The sequence below is a fragment of the Mesorhizobium sp. M1006 genome, from assembly GCF_040318825.1.
Taxonomy (GTDB): domain Bacteria; phylum Pseudomonadota; class Alphaproteobacteria; order Rhizobiales; family Rhizobiaceae; genus Mesorhizobium.
The window spans coordinates 1-600 of record NZ_JAMYMZ010000165.1 but is presented as its reverse complement, the minus strand read 5'-3'; the positions used below and the strand labels follow the sequence as shown (position 1 = coordinate 600).

General features: G+C 65.8%; 1 protein-coding gene. It reads right to left on the bottom strand.

Features of this window, described 5'->3' with window-relative positions:
• The coding region (locus NKH60_RS35060) for an HPP family protein (protein WP_352875146.1) at nt 1-600 on the bottom strand (600 nt) is incomplete at both ends.

The window sequence follows — 600 nt, the reverse complement described above, 5'->3', positions numbered from 1 at the left end:
AGCCCTCACCGCGTCGGTCGCCTTCGTCAGCTCGCGCAGGCCAACTACACCGACCAGCCCGCCGTCGGCGTCGGTCACCGGCAGCGTCCGGATGTTGTGATCGAGCAGCAAATGACGCGCCTGGTCGGCAGGCGCATGTTCATCGACCGAAATCACATCGCGCGACATGATGTCCTCGCACAGCAGGGTGCGGTGGGAGCGCACCATCGCCTGCAACTCGACCTGCCGCAGCAGCCGCTCAAGATCGTTGCGGTCGATATCGAAGGTTTCCTCCAGCGCGCCGAGCGCGGCATCGATATCCTCGGGCTGGAAGCCGACCCGCTCCCGCGCCGGCGGATCGATGGTTCCATGCGCGCTTTTAAGGGCGGGGGCCGCCACATGTGGATAGTTGCGCCGCGACAGTTTATGGATGCCGTAGCCGAGTGCGACCAGCACGATCGAGTTCAGCGCTACCGGAACGAAGGGAAACAGCAAGCCGGAACTGAAGACGGCCGGTCCGCCGAACACCGCAGTTAAGGCGGCGGCGCCACCCGGCGGATGCAGGCAGCGCGTGAACGACATGGCGGCGATGGCCAGCGCCACCGCAATGCCGGTAGCAAG